The 22,542-nt window shown below is 66.3% G+C and carries 21 protein-coding genes; 17 read left to right on the top strand and 4 right to left on the bottom strand.

What is annotated here, in order from left to right:
• The first annotated feature begins 89 nt into the window (after nucleotides 1-89).
• Nucleotides 90-602, top strand: coding sequence for a hypothetical protein (locus tag ACFVYC_RS17705; RefSeq protein ID WP_387552698.1), 513 nt, complete (start codon nucleotides 90-92; stop codon nucleotides 600-602).
• Between the two features lie 147 nt (nucleotides 603-749).
• Here the strand turns inward: ACFVYC_RS17705 and sepH are convergent, their stop codons facing one another.
• Entirely contained in the window at nucleotides 750-2,138 is a 1,389-nt protein-coding gene (sepH, locus tag ACFVYC_RS17710; protein WP_387552700.1) for a septation protein SepH, read from the bottom strand.
• Between the two features lie 226 nt (nucleotides 2,139-2,364).
• Between sepH and ACFVYC_RS17715 the strand changes: the two genes are divergently transcribed.
• The gene (locus ACFVYC_RS17715; RefSeq protein ID WP_387552701.1) at nucleotides 2,365-2,664 is read left to right on the top strand and encodes a DUF4193 domain-containing protein; all 300 of its coding nucleotides are present in this window, start codon (nucleotides 2,365-2,367) and stop codon (nucleotides 2,662-2,664) included.
• Between the two features lie 99 nt (nucleotides 2,665-2,763).
• Here ACFVYC_RS17715 and ACFVYC_RS17720 read toward each other — a convergent pair whose 3' ends face one another.
• Nucleotides 2,764-3,252 (bottom strand): DUF3093 domain-containing protein, encoded by a 489-nt coding sequence (locus ACFVYC_RS17720; RefSeq protein WP_387552703.1) that lies wholly within the window; start codon nucleotides 3,250-3,252, stop codon nucleotides 2,764-2,766.
• Between the two features lie 140 nt (nucleotides 3,253-3,392).
• On the opposite strand from ACFVYC_RS17720, the gene dut reads away from it, so the two are divergent.
• The 4 genes from dut (at nucleotide 3,393) to ACFVYC_RS17740 (ending at nucleotide 5,970) form a co-directional block, all read left to right on the top strand.
• Entirely contained in the window at nucleotides 3,393-3,932 is a 540-nt protein-coding gene (gene dut, locus ACFVYC_RS17725) for a dUTP diphosphatase (RefSeq protein WP_387552705.1), read from the top strand.
• Nucleotides 3,933-4,032: 100 nt separating this feature from the next.
• Entirely contained in the window at nucleotides 4,033-4,746 is a 714-nt protein-coding gene (locus ACFVYC_RS17730; RefSeq protein WP_387552707.1) for a DUF3710 domain-containing protein, read from the top strand.
• Nucleotides 4,739-5,101 carry a hypothetical protein gene (locus tag ACFVYC_RS17735; RefSeq protein ID WP_387552709.1) on the top strand — a complete coding sequence of 121 codons (363 nt, stop codon included), beginning with the start codon at nucleotides 4,739-4,741 and terminating at the stop codon, nucleotides 5,099-5,101. The genes ACFVYC_RS17730 and ACFVYC_RS17735 overlap by 8 nt, the downstream gene beginning before the upstream one ends.
• Nucleotides 5,098-5,970, top strand: coding sequence for a DUF3159 domain-containing protein (locus ACFVYC_RS17740; protein ID WP_387552711.1), 873 nt, complete (start codon nucleotides 5,098-5,100; stop codon nucleotides 5,968-5,970). The genes ACFVYC_RS17735 and ACFVYC_RS17740 overlap by 4 nt, the downstream gene beginning before the upstream one ends.
• 5 nt (nucleotides 5,971-5,975) lie before the next feature.
• Here ACFVYC_RS17740 and ACFVYC_RS17745 read toward each other — a convergent pair whose 3' ends face one another.
• Nucleotides 5,976-6,719 carry a potassium channel family protein gene (locus ACFVYC_RS17745; RefSeq protein ID WP_387552713.1) on the bottom strand — a complete coding sequence of 248 codons (744 nt, stop codon included), beginning with the start codon at nucleotides 6,717-6,719 and terminating at the stop codon, nucleotides 5,976-5,978.
• Complete coding sequence (locus ACFVYC_RS17750; RefSeq protein WP_387552715.1) at nucleotides 6,716-7,390, bottom strand: potassium channel family protein; 675 nt, start codon at nucleotides 7,388-7,390, stop codon at nucleotides 6,716-6,718. The genes ACFVYC_RS17745 and ACFVYC_RS17750 overlap by 4 nt, the downstream gene beginning before the upstream one ends.
• A gap of 120 nt (nucleotides 7,391-7,510) precedes the next feature.
• Between ACFVYC_RS17750 and ACFVYC_RS17755 the strand changes: the two genes are divergently transcribed.
• The 11 genes from ACFVYC_RS17755 to ACFVYC_RS17805 all read left to right on the top strand — a co-directional run bounded on the left by ACFVYC_RS17755 (nucleotide 7,511) and on the right by ACFVYC_RS17805 (nucleotide 22,527).
• Nucleotides 7,511-9,487: an APC family permease gene (locus ACFVYC_RS17755; protein ID WP_387552717.1), complete on the top strand. Its 1,977-nt coding sequence runs from the start codon at nucleotides 7,511-7,513 to the stop codon at nucleotides 9,485-9,487.
• On the top strand, nucleotides 9,484-10,890 hold the full coding sequence (locus tag ACFVYC_RS17760) for a class I SAM-dependent RNA methyltransferase (protein ID WP_387552719.1): 1,407 nt from the start codon (nucleotides 9,484-9,486) through the stop codon (nucleotides 10,888-10,890). Before ACFVYC_RS17755 ends, ACFVYC_RS17760 begins: the two co-directional genes overlap by 4 nt.
• 165 nt (nucleotides 10,891-11,055) lie before the next feature.
• The gene (locus ACFVYC_RS17765) at nucleotides 11,056-13,881 is read left to right on the top strand and encodes an aconitate hydratase (protein WP_387552721.1); all 2,826 of its coding nucleotides are present in this window, start codon (nucleotides 11,056-11,058) and stop codon (nucleotides 13,879-13,881) included.
• A 143-nt stretch (nucleotides 13,882-14,024) separates the two neighbouring features.
• Nucleotides 14,025-15,998, top strand: coding sequence for a 1-deoxy-D-xylulose-5-phosphate synthase (gene dxs / locus ACFVYC_RS17770; RefSeq protein ID WP_387552723.1), 1,974 nt, complete (start codon nucleotides 14,025-14,027; stop codon nucleotides 15,996-15,998).
• Entirely contained in the window at nucleotides 15,995-16,612 is a 618-nt protein-coding gene (locus ACFVYC_RS17775; protein ID WP_387552724.1) for a DUF402 domain-containing protein, read from the top strand. The genes dxs and ACFVYC_RS17775 overlap by 4 nt, the downstream gene beginning before the upstream one ends.
• Nucleotides 16,609-17,169, top strand: a complete 561-nt coding sequence (locus ACFVYC_RS17780; RefSeq protein WP_387552726.1) for a hypothetical protein — start codon at nucleotides 16,609-16,611, stop codon at nucleotides 17,167-17,169. Before ACFVYC_RS17775 ends, ACFVYC_RS17780 begins: the two co-directional genes overlap by 4 nt.
• A gap of 8 nt (nucleotides 17,170-17,177) precedes the next feature.
• On the top strand, nucleotides 17,178-18,155 hold the full coding sequence (locus tag ACFVYC_RS17785) for an aldo/keto reductase (RefSeq protein WP_387552728.1): 978 nt from the start codon (nucleotides 17,178-17,180) through the stop codon (nucleotides 18,153-18,155).
• 7 nt (nucleotides 18,156-18,162) lie between these two features.
• Entirely contained in the window at nucleotides 18,163-19,188 is a 1,026-nt protein-coding gene (locus tag ACFVYC_RS17790; RefSeq protein ID WP_387552730.1) for a nucleoside hydrolase, read from the top strand.
• Between the two features lie 179 nt (nucleotides 19,189-19,367).
• Nucleotides 19,368-20,186: an ECF transporter S component gene (locus tag ACFVYC_RS17795; RefSeq protein ID WP_387552732.1), complete on the top strand. Its 819-nt coding sequence runs from the start codon at nucleotides 19,368-19,370 to the stop codon at nucleotides 20,184-20,186.
• Between the two features lie 10 nt (nucleotides 20,187-20,196).
• On the top strand, nucleotides 20,197-20,934 hold the full coding sequence (locus ACFVYC_RS17800; protein WP_387552734.1) for an energy-coupling factor transporter transmembrane component T: 738 nt from the start codon (nucleotides 20,197-20,199) through the stop codon (nucleotides 20,932-20,934).
• Nucleotides 20,935-22,527, top strand: coding sequence for an ABC transporter ATP-binding protein (locus tag ACFVYC_RS17805; RefSeq protein ID WP_387552736.1), 1,593 nt, complete (start codon nucleotides 20,935-20,937; stop codon nucleotides 22,525-22,527).
• The last annotated feature ends 15 nt before the right edge of the window (nucleotides 22,528-22,542 follow it).

The raw sequence follows: 22,542 nt of genomic DNA on the forward strand, positions 1-22,542 counted from the left end.
ACAAGACGCTTTGAGAAGATTCCAGAGATTCTCACGGGGACCGGCTCCTAGTGCCCCAAAATGTCTGACCCCCTCGCGATGATGGGGGTATGGGAACGAACGCGGTGGTGGTGGAGGCGGAGGAAGCGGTTGATGCTGCTGTTGCTGCGTTTATCGCGGCGCTGGATGTCCTGGCCGGGGTGGGCCGGTCGGAGGCGAAGTTGGCGGCGGTGAAGGCGCTGGCGGTGGCGGTTCTGGCTGGTGCGGCGAAGGCGTTGAACGGGCCGGCGTCGTCTCCTTACGAGGTGACGGCGCAGGACCGGAGCCTGGTGGCCGAGGTGGGGTGTGCGCTGGCGATCGGTGACCGTGCGGCGGGGTCGTTGCTGGCTGAGCCCCATGCCCTGACCACGTCCCTGTCCCGGACGCTGGCCGCCCTGCAGTCCGGGACGATTTCCTGGGCGCACGCCCGGACCGTGCTGGATCAGACCGTGAGCCTTGACCGGGCCGGTGCGGCGGCGTTGGAGGCGGAGAAATTAGGGAGCGCAAAAGTGCAGGCAGATTTAGTGCTGCAGCACTTGTACGTTCCCGAATACTTTGACGCCTCTTCAAACCGGCTTGTCTAGACCGGCGTGTTTAGACCTGCCTGTTTAGACCCGAAGAGGCCGGCTACCAGCGGCGGCACCCCCGCCCGCGGCGGAAACAAAGGCCAGGTGCGCCGCGCGGACTGATTGCCTGCAGGCAGCGCGGCCTGAGCCATTGCCAGGAAAGCCCTAGTCGCCGCGGGTACCAAACACAATTTCATCCCAGGAGGGAACGCTGGAACGTTTGGGCCTACCGGGCTGGCGTTCAGGGGCACCTGTCTCCGGAAGCTGTCCGGTAGAGGGGGAGCTGTCCTCATTCCGGGGCGCTGGCCGCCGGGGGTTCCCGCCCAACAACTCGTTGAGGCCTCCGCCACTGGCAGGGCTGCCGTTAGCGCCGCTGCCGTCGGCTTGGTCACTCCCGCTTTCCACGGTGGTGCCGGAGGGTCGCTGGGGGGACGCAACAATGGTGATTTCGCGGGTATCGGTGCTCACGCCGTCGTGAAGCTTCAAAGCATCGTCCGTGACGTCCCGGTGTGGAGGAATGAGGCTGAGCCGGGAAAGCATGGAAGGTCTGGCGTCCCGCCGGCGGACGAAGGAGCTTCCCTGCGCTGACTGACCCGCAGCAGCCGGACCCTGCGCAGCCGGAGCGTCCGGGATGTCGCCCTGCGGCTCGTCGTCGTCGTGCTCTTCTGCCTCAGAGGTCACTTCGGACGGCCTCGGGTGGGCTGCGGGAACCCCATGGGTCAGCAGGAGCGCCAAGGCGTCGTCGGAATCCTCGTCGACACCCAGGCGCTGTCCGCGGCGCGAGCGAAGCATGTCCAGGAGTCCGTCTGACTCCTTGCCGTCCGCTTGTACCGATTCGGAAGCGGAACCGGGCGTCAGGCGGGTCGAGTCCGCGTCGGTCTCGAAGTCGAAGGGGCGGTCGGAAACTGCCGAAAGCCGGCGGGCGGGGACAGGGCCGTCCAGCGGCTCAAGTTCACTGAGCTGCTGTGCCCAACGGTTGGCGTTGTGCAACGACTTCCTGGCCGGACTGAACGTCCACATTGCCGGAGGCTCCTCGCCGATACCGGCCTTTCCGCCGGTATTGGTTTCAAAGCTGGCCTGCACCGTCCACGTTCCGTCCTGGCGGCGCCAGGAATCCCATTCCACGGTGGATGGATCGATGCCGTGGGCCGAGAGCCGGTGCGCCACCATGTCAGCCAGCGTGGCGGGGTTATCGCCGAAGGCCGAACGGTAGATGTCGTGACCGGGGGAAGGCGAGGCCACTTCCACCTTGCGCGCCTGCTGGGCAACGTACTCGCGTTCAGCAAGGACCGGTCCCTCGTAGCGCTCCACCTTGGCCAGCGGCAGGCCGGAGAGTTCCGCTACATCAGCAGCAGTCGCACCCGCCCGGATGCGGGCCTGGATGTCCCGCGGGGACATGGGAATGGCTGGCCGCTCGGCCGGCGGCCTGGCCGCTGACCTGCTCGCGGTCCTCAGCGCTTCGTCGATCGGCAGCTGGAACATCTCGCCGCCGGCCCCGCTCAACAGGAGATGCGCCCCGTCGTCGTGTACGCCTACAAGCCGTAGATCCTGCATACAAATCCTCCACCCTGGCATTACTATCAACCGAAACTCTGCCACCCGCTGCACCCGATTTGGCTCAAGGGACAGGGCGCGCCGCGATATTCCGGCGCGCGGCTGGGTAGAGGGACCGCCCAACGCCCCGGCGGAAGCCCGGGGGCCGGGCACAAACCCGGGACGTCCGGCGTTATGAAGGATGATGTTTGCAGGCAGGCTGAAGGAAAAGGGATACGGCAGACAAATGGCCACCGATTATGATGTGCCACGCACGTCCGAGGAAGAGCTCGGAGAGGATACGGTCGACGAGCTGAAGGCGCGGCGCCCGGACAAGCTGGTTGCGGTGCTGGACGAAGACGAAAGGGATCTGGCCGCCGGCTACGAGCTGCCCGGCGCGGACCTTTCCGGCGAAGAGTTGACGGTCCAGGTGGTCCCGGCCCAGGCAAACGAGTTCACCTGTTCGTCGTGCTTCCTTGTCCGGCACCGCTCCCAAATCGCCCGCGAGAAGGACGGCCGGTTCTACTGCAGGGAGTGCGAAGGCTGATACCCGGGTGGCACAAAGCAGCGAGCCACCGCAGGAGGCCACACGGGCAGGACCAGCGATTAAGGCACTACGACGGCGGAAGTGCCGCCGTCAGTGGCCTTACCTGCGTGACAGGGCCGCCGTCAGTTCATCCGGGCGCCGGGTGGAGGTCAGCCAGTACGGCGTCTGGTCCGAAGGATCCGTGATGCCGATCTTGACTACGGGGTCGATCCAGCCGCGGATGCAAAGGTAGGCCAGCGCGTTCAGGCGGGTGCCGCGTTCCGCTGTCGCTTCCGCACCCCGGAATGACTCAACCTCACCCACGTACCGGCGCTCGATGCTGGCCCGCCCAACGGTCAGGGAATCGCCCGTAACAATAATGGCCGGGGTGGACAGGATCAGGAGGACAGCCATGATGACAAAAAGCACCGCTGCAGCCGTGAAACCCGCTTCCGTGCTGATGGGTGCGAATACCAGGATGCCAGCTCCCGCCACGCCCGCGGCAATGATCCAGATCCATACGTTGGGCCAAAGCTTCTCCCTGTAGATCACCGCAGCCCCGGTGGATGGTTTCGGGGGAACGGGCGCGGAAGAGCTTGATTCGGGCATGTGCCCAGCTTTCCATCTTTGCCCGGCTATTTCATCTTGGCCAAGACCGTCCCCCGGCCGGTAATTCCTGCCACCGGGCAGCCATTGGCAGGAACCCCGCCCTAGGACTGATTTGGGGGCGCGGGTTAGAGTGAGTGACTGTGACTGATCATCCCGCCACAGTAGATACTTTCCCTGACGAAGCAACTGCCACCGGCACTGCCGCTCCCACGCTCCAGGTCCAGCTGAAGATGCTGGATCCGGACCTTGAAGCCCCGTCCTATGCCCACCCGGGCGACGCCGGCGCCGACCTTCGCGCCCGCGTGGACGTTGTACTGCAGCCGGGGGAACGGAAGCTGGTCCCCACGGGAGTGGCCATTGCCCTTCCTGAAGGCTTTGTGGCTCTGATCCACCCGCGCTCCGGCCTGGCCACTAAGCACGGGCTGACCATTGTGAACGCCCCGGGAACAGTGGACGCGGGCTACCGCGGCGAGATCGCCGTCACCCTCCTGAACACTGACGCGAACCAAAGCATCGAACTGCACCGCGGCGATAGAATTGCCCAGATGGTCATTCAGCGCGTGGAGTATGCGCAGTTCATCCCTGTCAATGAATTGAGCGGATCTGTTCGTGGCACAGGAGGCTTCGGCTCCACCGGCGGCTTCAACGTACCTGATGCTGGACCTTTAGCTCTTCCCTAAACCGTTCTTCCGCACCGGCACAGGCGTGCTGGACGGCAAACAGAGCACAACGGCGGGACCCCCACGGGGCCAGCCCGGCAACCAACTAAGGAGACACCCAATGGTCTTTGGGCTCGGCAGGAAAGCCAAGAAGGATCAAGCAGCCGAAGCGGACGGACTGTCGGCGGGCGCGGAGACCGCGGAAGAGGCAGTGGACAGCTCCGGACCCCGCTCCAACGGCCCTTTTGACGAATCCGAAATCAGCAGCCGCGATGGCTATGTTGACCTCGGTGCGCTCCTGGTTACACCAAGCGAGGGGCTCCAGCTCCGGCTCGAGGTGGAAGAGGCAACACAGCGTGTGGTTGCCGTCACCCTGGACCTCAACGGGTCCAGCCTCCAGCTCCAGGCTTTTGCAGCGCCGAAAAGCGAGGGACTCTGGGACGAGATCCGCGAGCAGATCGGCCAGTCAGTGGGAGTCCAGGGCGGCCAGGTGGAAGAAATCGACGGCATCTTCGGTAGTGAACTCGTCGCGAAGCTGCCGGCAGGGCTGCCGGACGGCAGCCAGGGCTACCGGGTTGCGCGCTTCATTGGCGTGGACGGACCGCGCTGGTTCCTGCGCGGCGTGCTCGGCGGAGCCGCGGCACTGGAACGAACGGCGGCAGAACCCCTCGAAGCACTGTTCCGCCAGGTCGTTGTGATCCGCGGCGACAGCCCCATGCCGCCGCGCGACCTGCTGCAGCTCCGGCTGCCCAAGGACGCCACCACCACGCCGCCGCCTGGCTCACCTGCACTTCAGGAACCCGAACGTGGTCCTGAAATCACCCAGATTGGCTAATAGCGCACCCGGGGGAGCCCCGCTGGACGACAGTGACGAGGTTCCCCTCAGCCGGTTGCCGGTCAAAGGCCGGGTAGTCTGCCGCGGCCGCGTCGAATCCGTAACCTATGTTCCGGCGGAACAGACTGCGGCGTTCAGTGCCATGGTCTCCGACGCCGATCCCCGGGAATCAGGGGCCGGAACCACAGCCGGGCCCCGTGGGCGGCTTCGTGTGGTGTGGCTCGGACGGCGGCGCGTCTCCGGCGTCGAGGCCGGTACCGAGGTGCGCCTCAAAGGGATGCTGTCCCGTGTGGACGGCCTGCCCACCATGTTCAACCCACGCTACGAGATATTGCCCCGCCAGGAGAACGAATGACTGCTTCCACGCCCAATCCATCTTCCGGTGCCGGCCCGAACAGTGCCGCCGGCCCGAACAGTTCTGACAGCGGGGGCGGGGCCGGCCGGGACAGGCTCCCGCACGGCGACGGTCCGGGCGGCGCCAGTCAAGCCGGATTGCCAGGCCCCACAGGACAGGACGCGGACGCCCGGGACGCGTCGCCGGCGGCAGGCCTGGCTGCGGACTACGCCGCGAAGGCAGGGCTGCACCGAACCCACGATGGCCGGGTGGACGTGCTGCGCAGCGCCGGCGGTGTCCAGGGCATTGCCGAAAGCATCCTACCGGGACTGTTGTTCCTCGTGACCTACACCATCGCCAGGGACCTTACGGTCTCGCTTGTGGCCGCGCTGGCCGCCGCCGCCGTGTTCACCGTGGTCCGGTTGGTGCAGCGGCGCCCCCTCACCCAAGCACTGGCGGGCGTCGTGGGTGTAGGCATCTCCGCCTGGGTCGCCAACACCACCGGAAAAGCCGAGGACTTTTACCTGCCGGGCTTCTTCACCAACGCCGCGTACATCGTGGCGATGGTGATTTCGATCGCCGTCAAGTGGCCGGTGGCCGGCCTGCTCTTCGGGTTCATCCGCAACGAAGGACTCGACTGGCGCAAGGACCCTGCCCGGGTCAAGGCCTACCGGATTGGCACCTGGATCATCGTCGCCGTATTGGCGCTGCGGCTTGTGGTGCAGGTACCCCTCTACCTGTTGGGACCGGAAGGGCTCGCCGCGCTGGCAACCACCAGGCTCATCATGAGCACGCCGCTGTACATTCTCGGAGTCTGGATTGCCTGGCTCGTGACCAAGCCCGCTCCGGTTAACGACGAGGCGGCGGACGGCGCCCCCACGAAGGGCTAAGCGCCTTAGCCCTCGAACCCGTCATCCTCCGGACCCTGCTGCTCCAGGTAACCTGCGTCTTCTGCAGGCCGGGGCTGCGGGGATTCGGCGGAGTCGGGGGAGAGCAGCGCCCGCAGGTCATCCTCCGCCGCGATGGTGGTGACGAAGAAAAGCTCGTCGCCGCCGTCGATCACGTCGTCCCGGCTGGGGGTAATCGGGGCATGGTCCCGCAGGATGGCCACCAGCGTGGAATCCTCCGGCCAACGGATTTCCCCTACAGTCCGGCCGATCACGTGCGAATCATGCGGAACAGTGAATTCAACCAGTGCGGACACCCCCGTCTGGAGGGTGAGGAGCCGGACAAGGTCACCGATCTCCACAGCTTCCTCCACCAGCGCCGTCATCAGCTGCGGCGTGTTGACTGCAACGTCCACGCCCCAGGAATCGTTGAACATCCAGTCGTTCTTTGGATTGTTGACCCGGCCCACGGTGCGGCCGACGCCAAACTCGGTCTTGGCCAGCAACGAGACCACAAGGTTCACCTTGTCGTCGCCGGTGGCCGATACCACCACGTCCGCGTCCTCCACCTTGGCGCCCTGCAGCGTGCTCAGCTCGCACGCGTCGCCAACAAGCCAGTGGGCGCCGCGGAGTCCGCTCCGGCCAATCACCTCCGGCTTGAGGTCGATCAGCAGGATCTCATGCTTGTGCGCCAGCAATTCCCTGGCGATGGACGATCCGACACTGCCGGCGCCGACGATCACGACTTTCACTGAAACTCCTTGGCGGGGGCTTTGGCCAGGATCTGGGCCACCTGGGCGCTGCGGTCAACCGGCAGCATGGCGTGCACGGTGTCGCCGTCCTGGTACGCCGTCCCGGCCTCGGGCAGCAAACCTTCACCGAACCGGGTGAGGTAGGCAACGCGGACGTTCGCCGCTTTTTCGATGCTGCTGATCCGGTGGCCGATCCAGCCGGGGTCGAGGTCCAGTTCGGCGAGCACCAGGCGGCCGGAAGGCTCGCGGAAGTCCCCGGCCAGGTGCTGCTCCGGAAGAATGCGGCGCAGGACCTGGTCCGCGCTCCAGCGGACCGCCGCGACGGTCGGGATTCCAAGGCGTTGGTAGATCTCGGCGCGGCCGGGATCATAAATCCGGGCCACTACATGGGGCACGTGGAACGTCTCCCTGGCCACCCGGGTGGCCAGGATATTTGAGTTGTCGCCGCTGGACACGGCGGCGAAGGCGTACGCGTCGGCAACTCCGGCCTGTTTGAGGGTGTCGCGGTCGAAGCCCACGCCGGTGACCTTGCGTCCGGTGAAACCCTGGCGGAGCCTGCGGAAAGCCCGGTCGTCCTGGTCGATGATGGCTACGGAATGCCCGGCGTCTTCGAGGGTGTGCGCCAGCGTCGCCCCCACCCGGCCACATCCCATGATCACGAAATGCGCCACCAGTATCTCCTCTGCCTCTGTCCCCACGGTCCTGCCGCTAGAACTCTACCGTCAGCCTCCCTGATCCGGCTGTCCACAGGCTGTCATGACACAGCCCGGGAATCAGACTAGCTTTGTGGGGTGTTGACAATATTGAACGCCGCGAAGCGCGTGCTCGTGGGCAGGCCGTTCCGAAACGACCGGATGGCCCACACGCTGCTTCCCAAGCGGATCGCACTTCCGGTGTTCGCCTCCGACGCCCTGTCATCCGTTGCCTACGCCCCCGATGAGATCCTGCTCACTCTGGCGCTGGCCGGAGTCAGCGCAGTGGCGTTTTCCCCCTGGGTGGGTTTGGCCGTCATGGTGGTCCTGCTGACGGTTGTGGCGTCCTACCGGCAGAACGTCCACGCCTACCCTTCCGGCGGCGGTGACTATGAAATTGCGGGCGAGAACCTGGGCAAACATGCCGGCCTCACCGTGGCATCGGCCCTGCTGGTGGACTACGTTTTGACCGTTGCCGTGTCGATGTCCTCGGCCGCCGCCTACGTCACCACCGCCATCCCGTCCCTTCACGGACAGCAGGCCATGATTGCCACTATCGGTGTGGTGATCCTTGCGCTGGTGAACCTGCGCGGCGTCAAGGAGGCCGGCAGTGTGTTCGCTGTACCCACCTACATTTTTATGGCTTCGATCCTGGGCATGACGGCGGTGGGCATCTTCCAGGCGGCCACCGGGCAGCTGGGTGAAGCGCCCTCCGCAGCCTTCACCATCGTGCCGGCGCCCGGCTTCGACGAAGGACTGGTGGGACTTGCCGGTGCCTTCCTCCTGCTGCGTGCTTTCTCCTCCGGCGCCGCGGCGCTCACCGGGGTTGAAGCCATCAGCAACGGAGTGCCCAACTTCAAGCCGCCGAAGAGCAAGAACGCGGCAACAACCCTGCTGCTCCTGGGTGTGATCGGCGCCTCCATGCTTGCGGGGATCATCTACCTGGCCAATGCCACCAAGGTCCACATCGTCCTGGACCCCGCCACGGAGTTCCTGCTGAACGGCAGCCCGCTCCCGGAGGGCTACATCCAGACCCCCGCCATCAGCCAGATTGCCCAGACCATCTTCGGCCCCGGCTCGATTCTGTTCTATGTGGTGGTGGCCGCCACCGGTGTCATCCTGGTGTTTGCCGCGAACACCGCCTTCAACGGCTTCCCGGTGCTTGGCTCCATCCTTGCCCAGGACGGCTACCTGCCGCGCCAGTTGCGCACCAGGGGTGACAGGCTGGCCTTCAGCAACGGCGTACTTGCCCTCGCCGCAGGCGCGCTGGTGCTCATCCTGGCCTTCAACGCCGACGTCACCAAGCTCATCCAGCTGTACATCGTTGGCGTCTTTATCTCCTTCACGGCCAGCCAGCTGGGGATGATCCGGCACTGGGGCCGGCAGCTCAAGCTGGCCAAGGAGAAAGGCGTCCGACGCCGGATGGCAAAGTCCCGTGCCATCAACAGCATCGGCTTCGGCATGACCGCCCTGGTCCTGGTCATTGTCCTGGTCACCAAGTTCGAGCAGGGCGCCTGGATTGCCCTGCTCGCCATGTTCGTCCTCTTCCTGATCATGTGGAGCATCAGGGCGCACTACGACAACGTGGCCAGGGAACTGGCAGTGGATGAGGACTCCTCCCCGCGGGCCCTGCCCACGCGGGTGCACGCGGTGCTGCTGGTGTCCCATGTCCGCAAGCCCGTCCTTCGGGCACTTGCGTACGCCAGGGCGTCCCGGCCATCACGGCTGGATGCAGTGACCGTGGATATCGACCCCGAGGAAACCGCGGGCACGGTAGCGGACTGGGAAAAGCTTGAGATCCCCGTGCCGCTGACAGTGCTGGCCAGCCCCTACCGCGAGACCGTCACCCCCATCATGGAGTACGTCAAGCAGATGCGGCGGGACTCGCCGCGGGACCTGATAGTCGTCTACATCCCCGAATACGTGGTGGGCAAGTGGTGGGAGCAACTGGTCCACAACCAAACCGCCCTGCGCATCAAAACCCGGCTGCACTTTGAACCAGGCGTTATGGTGGCCAGCGTTCCGTGGCAGCTCAAATCATCCGAAGAAGCAAAGAACCTGCAGGACATCCAATGACCCAGAAGACACAAACCCACCCGGCACTTAACGGGGAAGCCGGCACCGAAGTAGTGCTCGACGTCGGGCCTGTCGCCCACGGCGGACATTGCGTGGCGAGGCACGAAGGGCGCGTCATTTTTGTCCGGCACGCCATCCCGGGCGAGACAGTGCGGGCACGGCTGACGGACGCGGACGAAAAGGCCAAGTTCTGGCGTGCCGACGCGGTCGAGGTGCTCGATGCCTCACCGGACCGGGTTGACCATTTCTGGCGCCCGGCAGATTCGCTCCGCGCCTGGCGCCACGGGCACCCGCCCGTCGGCGGAGCAGAGTTCGGCCACATCAGCCTGGCCCGCCAGCGCAGCCTCAAAGCGGACGTGCTGACGGAACAGCTCAACCGGCTTGCCGGCGGGCAACTCCCGGACCGCTGGTCCGGCACGGTGGAAGCGGTTGGTGGCGCCGCACCGGCGTCGGATCCGGGAGACGGGGCAACGCACGACGGCGGGGACGGCCTCCGCTGGCGGACGCGGGCAAGTTTCTCGGTCACCCCCGGCGGCAAGCTCGGTATGCACGCGCATCGGTCGGGACACGTCATCCCCGTGCAGGAGATGCCGCTGGCCATCGACGCAATCAACAACCTGCGCCTGTGGGACCTCGACCTGCAGGGGATTGACCGGGTTGAGGTGGCCGCCCCTGCCAACGGCTCACGGCCATTGGTGCTGCTCGCCCCGGCCGAAGGAACCAAGCCGAAGAGGCTCGCCGCCGTCGCGGCCGGACTGCCCGCCGACGTCTCTGTTGCTTCCTTCGACCCCACTACCGGGGACGTGCAGCAGTTGCGGGGCAGGCTGTGGGTGCAGGAATCCGCCGCCGGGCACGAGTACCGGGTCACCGGGGCCGGGTTCTGGCAGATCCACCGCGACGCGCCCGGCACGCTTGTGGGGGCCGTCACAGAATTCCTGCAGGGTGGCGGCTTCCTCCACCCCGGCGCGGTAGTGGCTGACCTGTACGCCGGAGCCGGCCTCTTCACCGCCGTCCTCGCTGACGCTGTGGGGGAGACGGGGTCCGTGCTTTCAGTGGAAGGTGCTCCCGGAACCAGCCGGGACGCACGCAAGAACCTGCACGCAGCGCCCCAGGTCGAGATTGTCCAGGGCCGCGTCGAGCGGGTTCTCCGCCATAAACCGCGGGACTTTGACGCCCTGATCCTCGATCCGCCCCGGGCCGGCGCCGGGAAGGCAGTGGTGGGCCAGCTTGTCGCGGCGCGCCCCCGTGCCATTGCCTATGTATCCTGCGATCCGGCGTCGTTCGCCCGTGACGTGGGGTACTTCCGCCAGGCCGGTTGGGACCTTGCAGGCCTCCGCGCGTTTGACCTGTACCCCCACACCCATCACCTGGAGACGGTGGCGCTGCTGACTCCGCGTCCCTGATGCCGCACCATGTTTCGACTACTATGGCGGTAGTAGTCCCACGTCGCGCTCCGTAATCACGGCCGGCCGTGTGCAATTTTCGGGCCCTGCACTAATTAGGGCTTCCTAACTAGCAGGCGGTCACCCGCGCGACAAAGATGAAACTGTTGCGAGAGGAGTCCTGCGATGAGCACTGTGGACAGCTTCGGTTCAAAAGGCAAACTTAATGTAGCCGGAACCGATTACGAAATTTTCCGGTTGAACTCCGTTGAAGGTGCAGAAAACCTTCCGTTCAGCCTCAAGGTATTGCTTGAAAACCTGTTGAGGACCGAGGACGGCGCGAACATCACTGCCGATCACGTCCGCGCCTTGGCAGGCTGGGATCCAAACGCCCAGCCCGATACAGAAATCCAGTTCACGCCTGCACGCGTGATCATGCAGGACTTCACCGGCGTTCCCTGCGTGGTTGACCTGGCAACGATGCGCGAAGCGGTCAAGGAACTGGGCGGTGACCCCAAACGGGTTAACCCCCTGGCACCTGCCGAGATGGTCATCGACCACTCGGTCCAGATCGACGCCTTCGGCAACTCCGGCGCACTGGAGCGCAACATGGAGATCGAATACCAGCGCAACGGGGAGCGTTACCAGTTCCTGCGCTGGGGCCAGACCGCGTTTGACGACTTCAAGGTGGTTCCCCCGGGAACCGGCATCGTGCACCAGGTCAACATTGAGTACCTGGCCCGCACGGTGATGACCCGCGAGGTTGACGGCGTCCTGCGCGCCTACCCGGACACCTGCGTCGGCACCGACTCGCACACCACCATGGTCAACGGCCTGGGTGTGCTCGGCTGGGGCGTCGGCGGCATCGAAGCCGAGGCCGCCATGCTGGGACAGCCCGTCTCCATGCTGATCCCGCGCGTTGTCGGATTCAAGCTGACCGGATCCATCCCGGCCGGCGCCACCGCGACCGACGTGGTGCTCACCATCACCGAGCAGCTCCGCAAGCACGGCGTTGTGGGCAAGTTCGTGGAGTTCTACGGCGAGGGCGTGGCCGCTGTGCCGCTCGCCAACCGCGCCACCATCGGCAACATGAGCCCGGAATTCGGTTCCACGGCTGCTATGTTCCCCATCGACGACGTCACCCTGGACTACCTGCGCCTCACCGGCCGTGCGGACCAGAACGTGGCCCTCGTGGAGGCATACGCGAAGGAACAGGGCCTCTGGCACGATCCTTCCCGCGAGATCAAGTTCTCCGAGTACCTGGAACTGGACCTGTCCACGGTTGTTCCGTCCATCGCCGGCCCCAAGCGCCCGCAGGACCGGATCGAACTGACCGAGGCCAAGGACGAGTTCCGGCACGACCTGAAGAACTACGTGGCCCACGATGCCGACGCCGGTACCCTGGACGAATCGCTTGAAGAGACCTTCCCGGCCTCCGACTCGCCGTCCTTCACCGCCGGAGCCACGCACATCTCTGACACCGACCGCGAGCCGCCGAAGTACTCGGCCGGTCACGGAGCAGCGGGCCGCATCTCCAGCCCGGTCCCGGTCAAGATGGAAGACGGACGCGAATTCGAGCTGGACCACGGTGCGGTCACCATCGCATCCATCACGTCCTGCACCAACACGTCCAACCCGTCGGTCATGCTGGCCGCGGCAGTCCTGGCGCGCAACGCCGTGGACAAGGGCCTTACGTCCAAGCCGTGGGTCAAGACCTCCGTTGCGCCCGGCTCGAAGGTTGTCACCGACTACTACGAGAAGTCCGGCCTGACCCCTTACCTGGAGAAGCTCGGCTTCTACATCGTGGGCTACGGCTGCGCCACCTGCATTGGTAACTCCGGCCCGCTGGAAACCGAAGTCTCGGAAGCCATCCAGGCCAACGACCTCGCCGTCGCGGCCGTCCTCTCGGGCAACCGCAACTTCGAAGGCCGTATCAACCCGGACGTCAAGATGAACTACCTGGCCTCACCGCCGCTGGTCATCGCCTACGCCCTGGCCGGTTCCATGGACTTCGACTTCGAGACCGACGCCCTGGGGCAGGACCAGTCCGGCAACGACGTCTTCCTGAAGGACATTTGGCCGAACCCGGTTGAGGTCCAGCAGGTCATCGATTCCTCGATCGACAAGGAAATGTTTGCCAAGGGCTACGAAGGCGTCTTTGAGGGCGACGACCGCTGGAAGGCGCTCGACACTCCCGCCGGTGACACTTTCGCCTGGGATCCGAACTCCACGTACGTCCGGAAGCCCCCGTACTTCGAGGGCATGCAGGCGCAGCCCGAGCCGGTCACGGACATCACGGGCGCCCGCGTGCTCCTGAAGCTGGGCGATTCGGTCACCACCGACCACATCTCCCCGGCCGGTTCCTTTAAGTCCGACACCCCTGCCGGCCAGTACCTGCTGGCCAACGGCGTGGAGCGCAAGGACTTCAACTCGTACGGTTCCCGCCGCGGCAACCACGAGGTGATGATCCGCGGTACCTTCGCGAACATCCGCATCAAGAACCAGATCCTGGACGGCGTCGAAGGTGGCTTCACCCGCGACTTCAGCCAGGAAGGCGGCCCGCAGGCCTACGTCTACGACGCTGCGCAGAACTACCAGGCCGCCGGAACTCCGCTGGTTGTCCTGGCCGGCAAGGAATACGGTTCCGGTTCCTCCCGTGACTGGGCTGCCAAGGGTACCGCACTGCTGGGTGTGAAGGCCGTCATCGCCGAGAGCTACGAGCGCATCCACCGCTCCAACCTCATCGGCATGGGCGTCCTGCCGCTGCAGTTCCCGGCCGGCGAATCCGCTGCCACCCTGGGACTGTCCGGCACCGAAACGTTCTCGGTTGAGGGCGTCACCGCCCTGAACGAGGGCACCACGCCGAAGACCCTCAAGGTCACCGCAACCGCCGAAGACGGTTCCGCCCAGACGTTCGACGCCGTCCTGCGCATCGATACCCCGGGTGAAGCCGACTACTACCGCAACGGCGGCATCCTGCAGTACGTGCTGCGCCAGATCTCCGCTAACTAGCGGTAACTGCCAGCAGGCACCACCTTCCGAAGCCCCGGCCGGTCACCGACCAGCCGGGGCTTCGGCTGTGGTGGTGCGTCTGGTCCTGCGGACCAAGGCGTTAGAGTTAAACGGCACGTCTACCCACCCGAAGGAGGGGTCATTTGGGAATCTTGGACACCATCCGGAATCCGCAGGACCTGAACGAGTTGTCCGAAGAACAGCTGAAGCAGCTGGCTTCGGAGGTCAGGGATTTCCTGATCACGAACGTCTCCCAGACGGGCGGACACCTCGGACCCAACCTTGGCGTGGTGGAACTGACGCTTGCCGTGCACCGCATCTTCGACTCGCCCCGCGACAGCATCGTTTTTGACACCGGCCACCAGTCGTACGTGCACAAACTGCTGACCGGCCGGCAGGACTTCAGCACCCTGCGCCAGGAGGGTGGCATGTCCGGCTACCCGTCGCGCGCCGAATCCGAGCACGACATCGTGGAAAGCTCGCACGCCTCCTCGTCCCTGTCCTGGGCCGACGGTATTTCCCGCGCCCGGCAGCTTACCGGTGAAGGCGACCGGCACGTCGTCGCCGTCGTAGGGGACGGAGCCCTCACCGGCGGCATGGCCTGGGAAGCGATCAACAACATCGCCGCGGACAAGCGGCGCCGGGTGGTGATTGTGGTCAATGACAATGGCCGGTCCTACGCCCCCACGGTGGGCGGTTTTGCCGATTACCTTGCCTCCCTGCGTCCCACCATCGATTCCTTCCGCGCAGCTCCTGCCTACGAGGTGGCGCTGGACTGGTGGAAGAAGAAGCTTCAAAACGGCGGACCGGCGGGCCAGTTCACCTACAAGAGCCTGCATGCCATGAAAAAGGGCATCAAGGACTGGTGGGCACCGCAGGGCATGTTCGAAGACCTCGGCATGAAGTACATCGGCCCAGTGGACGGCCACAACCTCCAGGCAATGGAGCACGCCTTGTCCACCGCGAAGCACTACGCGGGCCCCGTGATTGTACATGCGATGACGGAAAAGGGCCATGGCTACGCTCCTGCACGCGCACACGAGGCAGACCAGTTCCACGCCGTGGGCATCATCGACCCCGAAACCGGCGAACCCACCGGCACCGCCGGCGCCCAGTCCTGGACCTCCGTTTTCGCGGACGAGATCGCCGCCATCGCCGATGAGCGGAAGGACGTCGTCGGCATTACCGGCGCCATGCTCATCCCCGTGGGCCTGCACAAGTTCGCTGCCCGGCACCCGGACCGCGTCATCGACGTCGGAATCGCCGAACAGCACGCCCTCACCTCCGCAGCCGGTATGGCGTTCGGGGGCCTGCACCCGGTGGTTGCCGTCTACGCCACCTTCCTGAACCGGGCCTTCGACCAGCTCCTGATGGACGTCGCGCTGCACAAGGCCGGCGTCACTATCGTCCTGGACCGCGCAGGTGTCACAGGCCCGGACGGTGCCAGCCACCACGGCATGTGGGACATGTCCATGGTCCAGATTGTCCCCGGCCTCCACCTGGCTGCACCCCGTGATGCCAGCCGGCTGCGCGAGGAACTCCGTGAAGCCGTGGCCATCAGCGACGCGCCTACGGTGGTCCGGTTCTCCAAGGGATCCGTCGGCGCCGAAGTGGAAGCCATCGACCGCCTCAGCGACGGCGTGGACATCCTGTCCCGCCGGCCCAGCGGTTCCACCGAGAACGACGTCCTGATCATCTCCGTGGGCGCCATGTCCGAACTCGCACTCGACGTTTCCAACCGCCTGGGGGCGCAGGGCATCAGCACCACCGTGGTGGATCCGCGCTGGGTGCTTCCCGTGCCGCGATCCATCATCGCGCTGGCGTCCCACCACCGCCTGGTCATCTGCATCGAGGACGGCGTGCGTGCCGGGGGTGTGGGCTCCCGGATCCGCCAGGAAATGCGTGCAGCCGGCGTGGACACCGCCCTGAACGAGGTGGGCCTGCCGGTCGAATTCCTTGACCACGGCACCCGCAGCCAGGTCCTGGAACGCGTAGGCCTCACGGCCCAGCAGATAACCCACGACGTCGTCGCCCAGGTTCTGGGGACGAAGGTCCCCTTTGCGCGTCCCCTGCCCGGCCAGCAGCATCCCACCACCGGCAGCCTTCCGATCCTGTGAGGGAGGAAGACGCGCTGAAGTACCCGGGCGCTGTGGGGGAGTCCGGACCGGTGATGCACACGACCACCACGCGCGTTCCCGACCGGCTCCAGCCAGGCCAGTTGGTAGTGGCCAGGAACAGAAAATGGAACGGCAAGGCGCACTGGGTTGTCCCCGGGCGCTACCTGGGCGAGGACCGCCACGGATGGTGGATCTTCCAGGGAACCAATGAGTTTTGCTCCCGGCCAGGCGCTGCCTTCTACACCAGGTCCGACGCCGTGCTGCTGGTCCCGCGCGAAGGCGACTGGGTTGCCACGTTCTATGACGATGCGCACCCCGGCGGCGTGCGCGTGTACGTGGACCTCGCCGTGGGGCACGAGTGGACGGCGATCCGGCCGGCCGTCACCGAGTTCCACGTCATCGACATGGACCTGGACGTGATCCGCACCGCGGACCGTGGCGTCTTCATCGACGACCAGGACGAGTTTGCGGAACACCGCATCGCGATGCATTATCCGGACCGGCTTGTGGATGACATGCAGGCCGCCGCAAATGAGCTTTACCAGGCCGTCAAGGCGCAGCACGCACCCTTCGACGGCACCGACGTCGAATGGTTTACAAAGGGACGGTCATGAGCGGAATTGTCAGGGTCTACAAACGGGACGAAGAGGGCACCCTCCATTTCCGGGAGGCGTGGTTCGACGAGGACTATAACCAGTTCCTGATGAACTACGGAGTTGTGGGCCACCAGAGTAAAACCGAGGAGACCGACGTCCCGGATGCGGGGGCAGCCGAAGGGCTCCTGGACGCCTTTGCGGTGCAGTGCGCCGAGGACGGCTACGCCGAAATTCCGGAGGAGGAACAGTTCTGGGTAGTGGCCCAGTTTGCGCTCAAAACCAGGGAAGGCACCGACAGGGACCGCTACCTCGAAGAGAAGGCTACGGACGCCCTCATCAGCCACCTCGCCTGGCGCGGACTCGGCACGGTGGAACGCGCCGAATTCACGGACTACAAGCTCAACATTTTCTGCCTCTGCCCCGACGTCAACAAGGCCGTCAGCGCCATCAAGGTCTGCAGCCGCGGCGAGGACCTGGACTTCACCAAGCTCAGCATCGGCGCGGCACCCCACAGCGATCCGCAGAACTTCAAGCTCAAGCACTCCGCCAAGCCCGCCAACACCTTCAGCCTTTAGGAGCGTCCGTGACCACCTACCGCCGCGTCGGAAAGTCCGGCCTGACCGTCTCCACCGTCGGGCTGGGCTGCAACAACCTGGGCCGCGCCAATACCGTCACCGAGTCCCAGGAAGCCACTGACGCCGTGGTCCACGCCGCGGTGGATGCCGGCATCACCCTGTTTGATGTTGCCGACACCTACGGCCGCGAACCCGGACTGAGCGAAACGATGCTCGGCAAGGCCCTCGGCACCAGGCGGGCCGACGTCGTGCTGGCCACCAAGTTCGGTATGGACATGAAGGGGGCCAGCGGACCGGACTTCGGAGCCCGCGGTTCGCGCCGCTACATCATGCAGGCCGTCGAGGCCTCGCTGCGGAGGCTGGGCACCGACTGGATCGACCTCTACCAGTTCCACACCCCGGATCCGCTGACCCCCATCGACGAAACACTGTCCGCACTTGATGTCCTGGTCACCAGCGGCAAAGTCCGGTACATCGGGCACTCCAACCGTGCCGGGTGGCAGATCGCCCAGGCGGAATACGTGGCCCGCGAACTCGGCAGTGCCCGCTTCATCTCCACCCAGAACCACTACAACCTCCTGGACCGCCGCGCCGAGCTCGAGGTGACGCCGGCGGCCGAAGAGCTCGGGCTGGGCGTCCTGCCGTACTTCCCCCTCGCCAACGGCCTGTTGACGGGCAAGTATTCGCCCGGCCACGCCCCGGACGGTTCCAGGCTCAGCCACACACGCAAGAACCTGGTCCACGACGCCGACTGGGACCAGTTGGACAGGTTCAGCGCCTTCGCCGGGGAGCGCGGGATGACCGAAGTCCAGGTCGCTTTCTCCTGGCTGGCAGCCCAGCCGTCCGTGGCAAGCGTCATCGCCGGCGCCACGAGGCCGGAACAGGTCCGCCAGAACGCCGCATCAGCGGACTGGCTGCCCTCGGACAAGGACCTCGCCGAGCTGGACAGCATCTTCCCGGCCGCCCCCAAGGTGGCGTTGTTCTAGGAACCTGATGACCGCCTTCCTGCTGGACGTGGACACGGGCATCGACGACGCCCTGGCACTGGCCTACCTTGCCGCCCTGCCGGACACCGAGTTCGTCTCCGTCACCGCCACGCCCGGAAACGTTGACGTGGACCAGGTGGCGCGCAACACCCTGGCACTGCTGGAACTGTGCGGCCGCCATGGCGTGGAGGTGGCCGTCGGCGCGCGCCAGCCACTGGCCATTCCGCTGCTGACCACCCCCGAAACGCACGGCCCGCAAGGTATCGGCCATGCGGTTCTGCCCGACCCCACCGGCACCGTGTCGTCGCGAAACGCCGTCGACCTGTGGGTGGAGCACGCCCGGGCCCGGCCGGGGGAGCTGACCGCCCTCATCACCGCACCCCTGACCAACTTTGCGCTGGCCCTCCGGCAGGAACCGCAACTGCCTGACCTGTTGGCCAAAACGGTCATTATGGGCGGCAGCTTCTACCACCAGGGCAACACAACGCCCACCGCGGAGTGGAACACCCACGTGGACCCCCACGCGGCCAAGGAAGTGTATGCCGCTTTCCAGGGCCGCCCCCTGGAGAAGCTCCCCATCGTGTGTTCCCTGGATACCACCGAGCGGATGGAGCTCCACCCCCTGCACGTCCGCCAACTGGCAGAAGCGGCCGGAGCGAAGGATCCCGAACAGGTGTTGCCAGAACAGCCGGAGGGCCAGCGCAGCACGTCCAGCAACACCCTCATCCGGCACCTGTCCGACGCGCTGCGGTTCTATTTCGAGTTCCACCGCCACTACGACCAGGGCTACCTGGCTCACGTCCATGACTACTTTGCCGCCGGCGTCGCCGCCGGCACCCTGGACTTCGAGGCCCGTCCCGCCACCGTGGACGTGGAAACCGGCTCGCGCATGCTGATCGGCACCACCGTGGCGGACTTCCGCGGGCTGTGGGGCCAGCCGCCGAACGCCCGGGTGGTGTCCGTCAACTATCCGGACGCTGCGTTCCGGGAGCTGGTGTCCGCCGTCGGCAGCCTGGCCCGCCGCCTGGGGTAAGGACGGGCGGGGTTTCCACAGGCACCGGAAGCTACGCCAGGACGCGCGGCAGCCGCGGTAGGATAGTCGGCGGACCGGACAGGCGCAGCTGCCTGGCGGCAGCTGCCGAGGTGACATACGCAGCGTTCCATTCCGGCCCCGGATTCCCGGGCCGGCCGTGCGCACCCCAAAGGAATTCCATGTCATCGCCCTCCCTGACGCTTCCGTCCCCGGCACCGGCCGCCGCCCGCAAACGACGGGTACTGGAAATCCTGGGGGCCCTGGCCATCGCCGGCACCTACATCTACCTTGTCCTCAACCAGCCCGCGGACATCACCGGCGGTCCGGGAAGCGCCTCGGCGCTGATCGCCCTCTCCGGCTTCCTCGTTGGTGCCATCCTCCTTGTTGTTGCCGTCCTGCCTACGCTGCCGACGTCAACCGTGGTGCTGATCCCGGTGGCCCTGGTGCTGAATATCGTGCTCGGCCAGTTCGTGGGCAGCACCCTGGTCCCGTTCTACCTCGACGCGATCGGCACGGTACTGATCGCGGTCCTCGCCGGCCCGGCAGCCGGGGCAGCAACCGGCGCGTTGAGCAGCATCGTCTGGTCCTTCTTCAACCCCACGGTGCTGCCCTTCGCCGCGGGCGCGGCACTGATCGGTTGCCTTGCCGGCCTGGCTGCCCGCTACGGCCTGTTCCGCCGTTTCTACCTCGCGCCCGTCGCCGGGTTCCTCACCGGGATTGTCGGCGGAGTGGTGTCGGCCCCGGTGGCGGCCTTCGTCTTCGGGGGCACGTCCGGTGTGGCCACCGGAGCCATTGTCAGCGCCTTCCGTTCCATGGGGGACACCCTCCTGGCGGCGATCACCAAGCAGGCCCTTATCTCCGACCCCATGGACAAAGCCATCGTCTTCACGGTGGTGGCCGTTCTGGCCTACGCCCTGCCCCGCCGGGCCAGCCTGCAGTTCCCGTTTGTCCGGCGGCACCGCGTGCTGGCGGGCAAGGCGCCCGAACAGGGTTCCTGACCGCCCGCCCATGCGACTGCATCCGCTGACGTCCCTCGCGGCTGCCGGCAGCGCGGCAGTCATCACGACGGCGGCAGCGAGCTGGCATGTGTCCCTCGCCGTGATCGCGGCTGCCTTGGGTCTCGCGGCCTTTGGCGGCATACTCCGCCGACTGCTTCCCGCGGCAGCTGCCATCCTGGTGCCGCTCTGTTTGTCGCTGCTGGCCCTGCACGGCCTGTTTTTCCCGGAAGGGGTTACTGTGCTGGCCCAGTGGGGCCCGGCCCGCATCACCTCCGAAGGGCTTTTCTTTGCGCTCCAGCGGGCCGCGCAGCTCTCGGCCGCCGTCCTTGCCCTCCTGGTGTTCTCCTCGAGCGTCAGCGTGCCGGACCTGGTGGCGGCGTTGTCAGCCAAAGGCCTCCAGGGCCGGGTTGCCTTCGTGCTGGCCTCCACCCTGACCCTACTGCCCGCTGTCTCATCCCGGTTGGAAACTGTCAGGCAGGCCCAGGAAGCGCGCGGACTGGTGATCCGCCGCGGCCTGCTGCACCGGATCGCAGCATTCCGGCTGCAGGCCGTTCCTTTGGTGTCGGCACTGGTGGAGGAGGCAGGAACCCGAGGCGCCGCACTCGAAGCCCGCGGCTTCGGCAGCACCGGCCCCCGCACCAGCTACCGGGAAGTGCCGGACCGGCCATCCGAGCGGTTGCTGCGGATCCTTCTGCTGGTGGCCGCTGCGGCTGCGGTGGTGGCGCGGTTGTGGCAGGCGGGCGTCTAGGTGCGTACTTCCCTTGCCCTTGGCGCGGCCATCAGGAGCTTTGCCTTCCACGGCGATGACGTGCCAGTCCTTCATCACGTGGATGCCTCCTTCACCCCCGGAACCTTCACGGCGATCCTCGGTGGCTCCGGAAGCGGCAAGTCCACCCTCGGCCGGCTCCTCGCGGGCTGGCTATCCCCAGTGGCAGGTGGGACCCTTCACGGGCACCTTGAACTTGCGGGGACCCGGTTGCACTTCAGCGGAGCTGATGACGATCCGCGCATCAACCCTGCCTACTGGGCCGGCCAGGTGGGTTTCGTCCCGCAGGACGCTTCGTCCGCCTTGTCCACTGTCAGGGCCACCGTGGCCGAAGAACTGGCGTTTGGCCTTGAGAACGCCGGCGTGGGCCTGGCCGCCATGGAGGCAGCCGTCAGACGCACCGCGGACCTGCTGGGACTGGCCGGGCTGCTGTGCCGCCACCCTGGCACGCTGTCCGGCGGGCAGTTGCGGCGCCTCGCCATTGGCTGTGCTGTCATTACGGAACCACCCGTCCTGGTCCTGGACGAGCCCTTTGCCTCCCTCGACGCGGCAGGGACGGACGAACTGTCAGTCCTGCTGCGCAAGCTCGTGGCCGGCGGGACCGCCGTCGTGGTGCTCAGCCAGGCCATCGACGCCGTGTTGTTGGAGGCCGACTGGTGGCTTGTCATGGACGCCGGCACGGTGTCGGCCACCGGCACACCCGAGGAACTGCATGTGGCATCAGGACGCTTGCCGGCAGCGATCCGGCGGCCCGCCGCGCAGCAATATTCCAAGCAGCCGGTGCAGGCCAGTGCGGTCCCGGACGCCGGCGCAACAACCCATCAGCATCCGCGGCCCGCCACCGCGAAGGGGGTTGCTGCTGCCGCGCCGCTCCTGGAGCTCCGGAAGGTGGGATTCGGGTACCGCAGCAGCCGGGGCCGCGGCAGGATGTCCAAAGCGGCCACCGGCGGTGCCGGCCGGAATGCCCGGAACACGGTGCTGCAGGGGATCGACCTGGTCCTCCAGCCGGGGGAAATCGTTGCCGTGACCGGAGCCAACGGCACGGGCAAATCCACGCTTTTGCGGCACTTCAACGGATTGCTGCGGCCCACGTCCGGCGTGGTCCTGGTGGGCGGGGAGGACATTGCCGGCGTCCCGGTCGGGGAGGTGGCAGCTTCGGTGGGGCTGCTCTTCCAGAACCCGCGCCACCAGCTGTTCGAACGCACTGCTGCCCGGGAGGTCCGGTTCGGCCTGGACCGGCGGTTCAGTCCCGACGAGGCGGAGGAAAGAACCGCCGCAGCCCTGGCATTCGTGGGGTTGTCCGCAGCCGCCCAGGACCACCCGGTTGAGCTGCCCGCATCCCGGCAGCGGCTCCTGGCATTGGCAACAGTCCTCGCCCGCCGGCCATCCGTCCTTGCCATGGATGAGCCCACGGTTGCCCTGGACGGGGCGGGCCTTGCTGTACTGGACGCAGCGGTGCGGTCCGCGGCAGCGGCGGGTGCCGCCGTCGTTCTTGTCACCCATGATGTGCCGTACGCACGGTCGGTGGCTGACCGCGTGTTAATGCTCGACGGCGGGCGGCTGCTGGGCGGCTGACACCGGTGGGAGCGC

This window comes from Pseudarthrobacter sp. NPDC058329, assembly GCF_042879835.1.
Classification (GTDB): Bacteria; Actinomycetota; Actinomycetes; order Actinomycetales; family Micrococcaceae; genus Arthrobacter.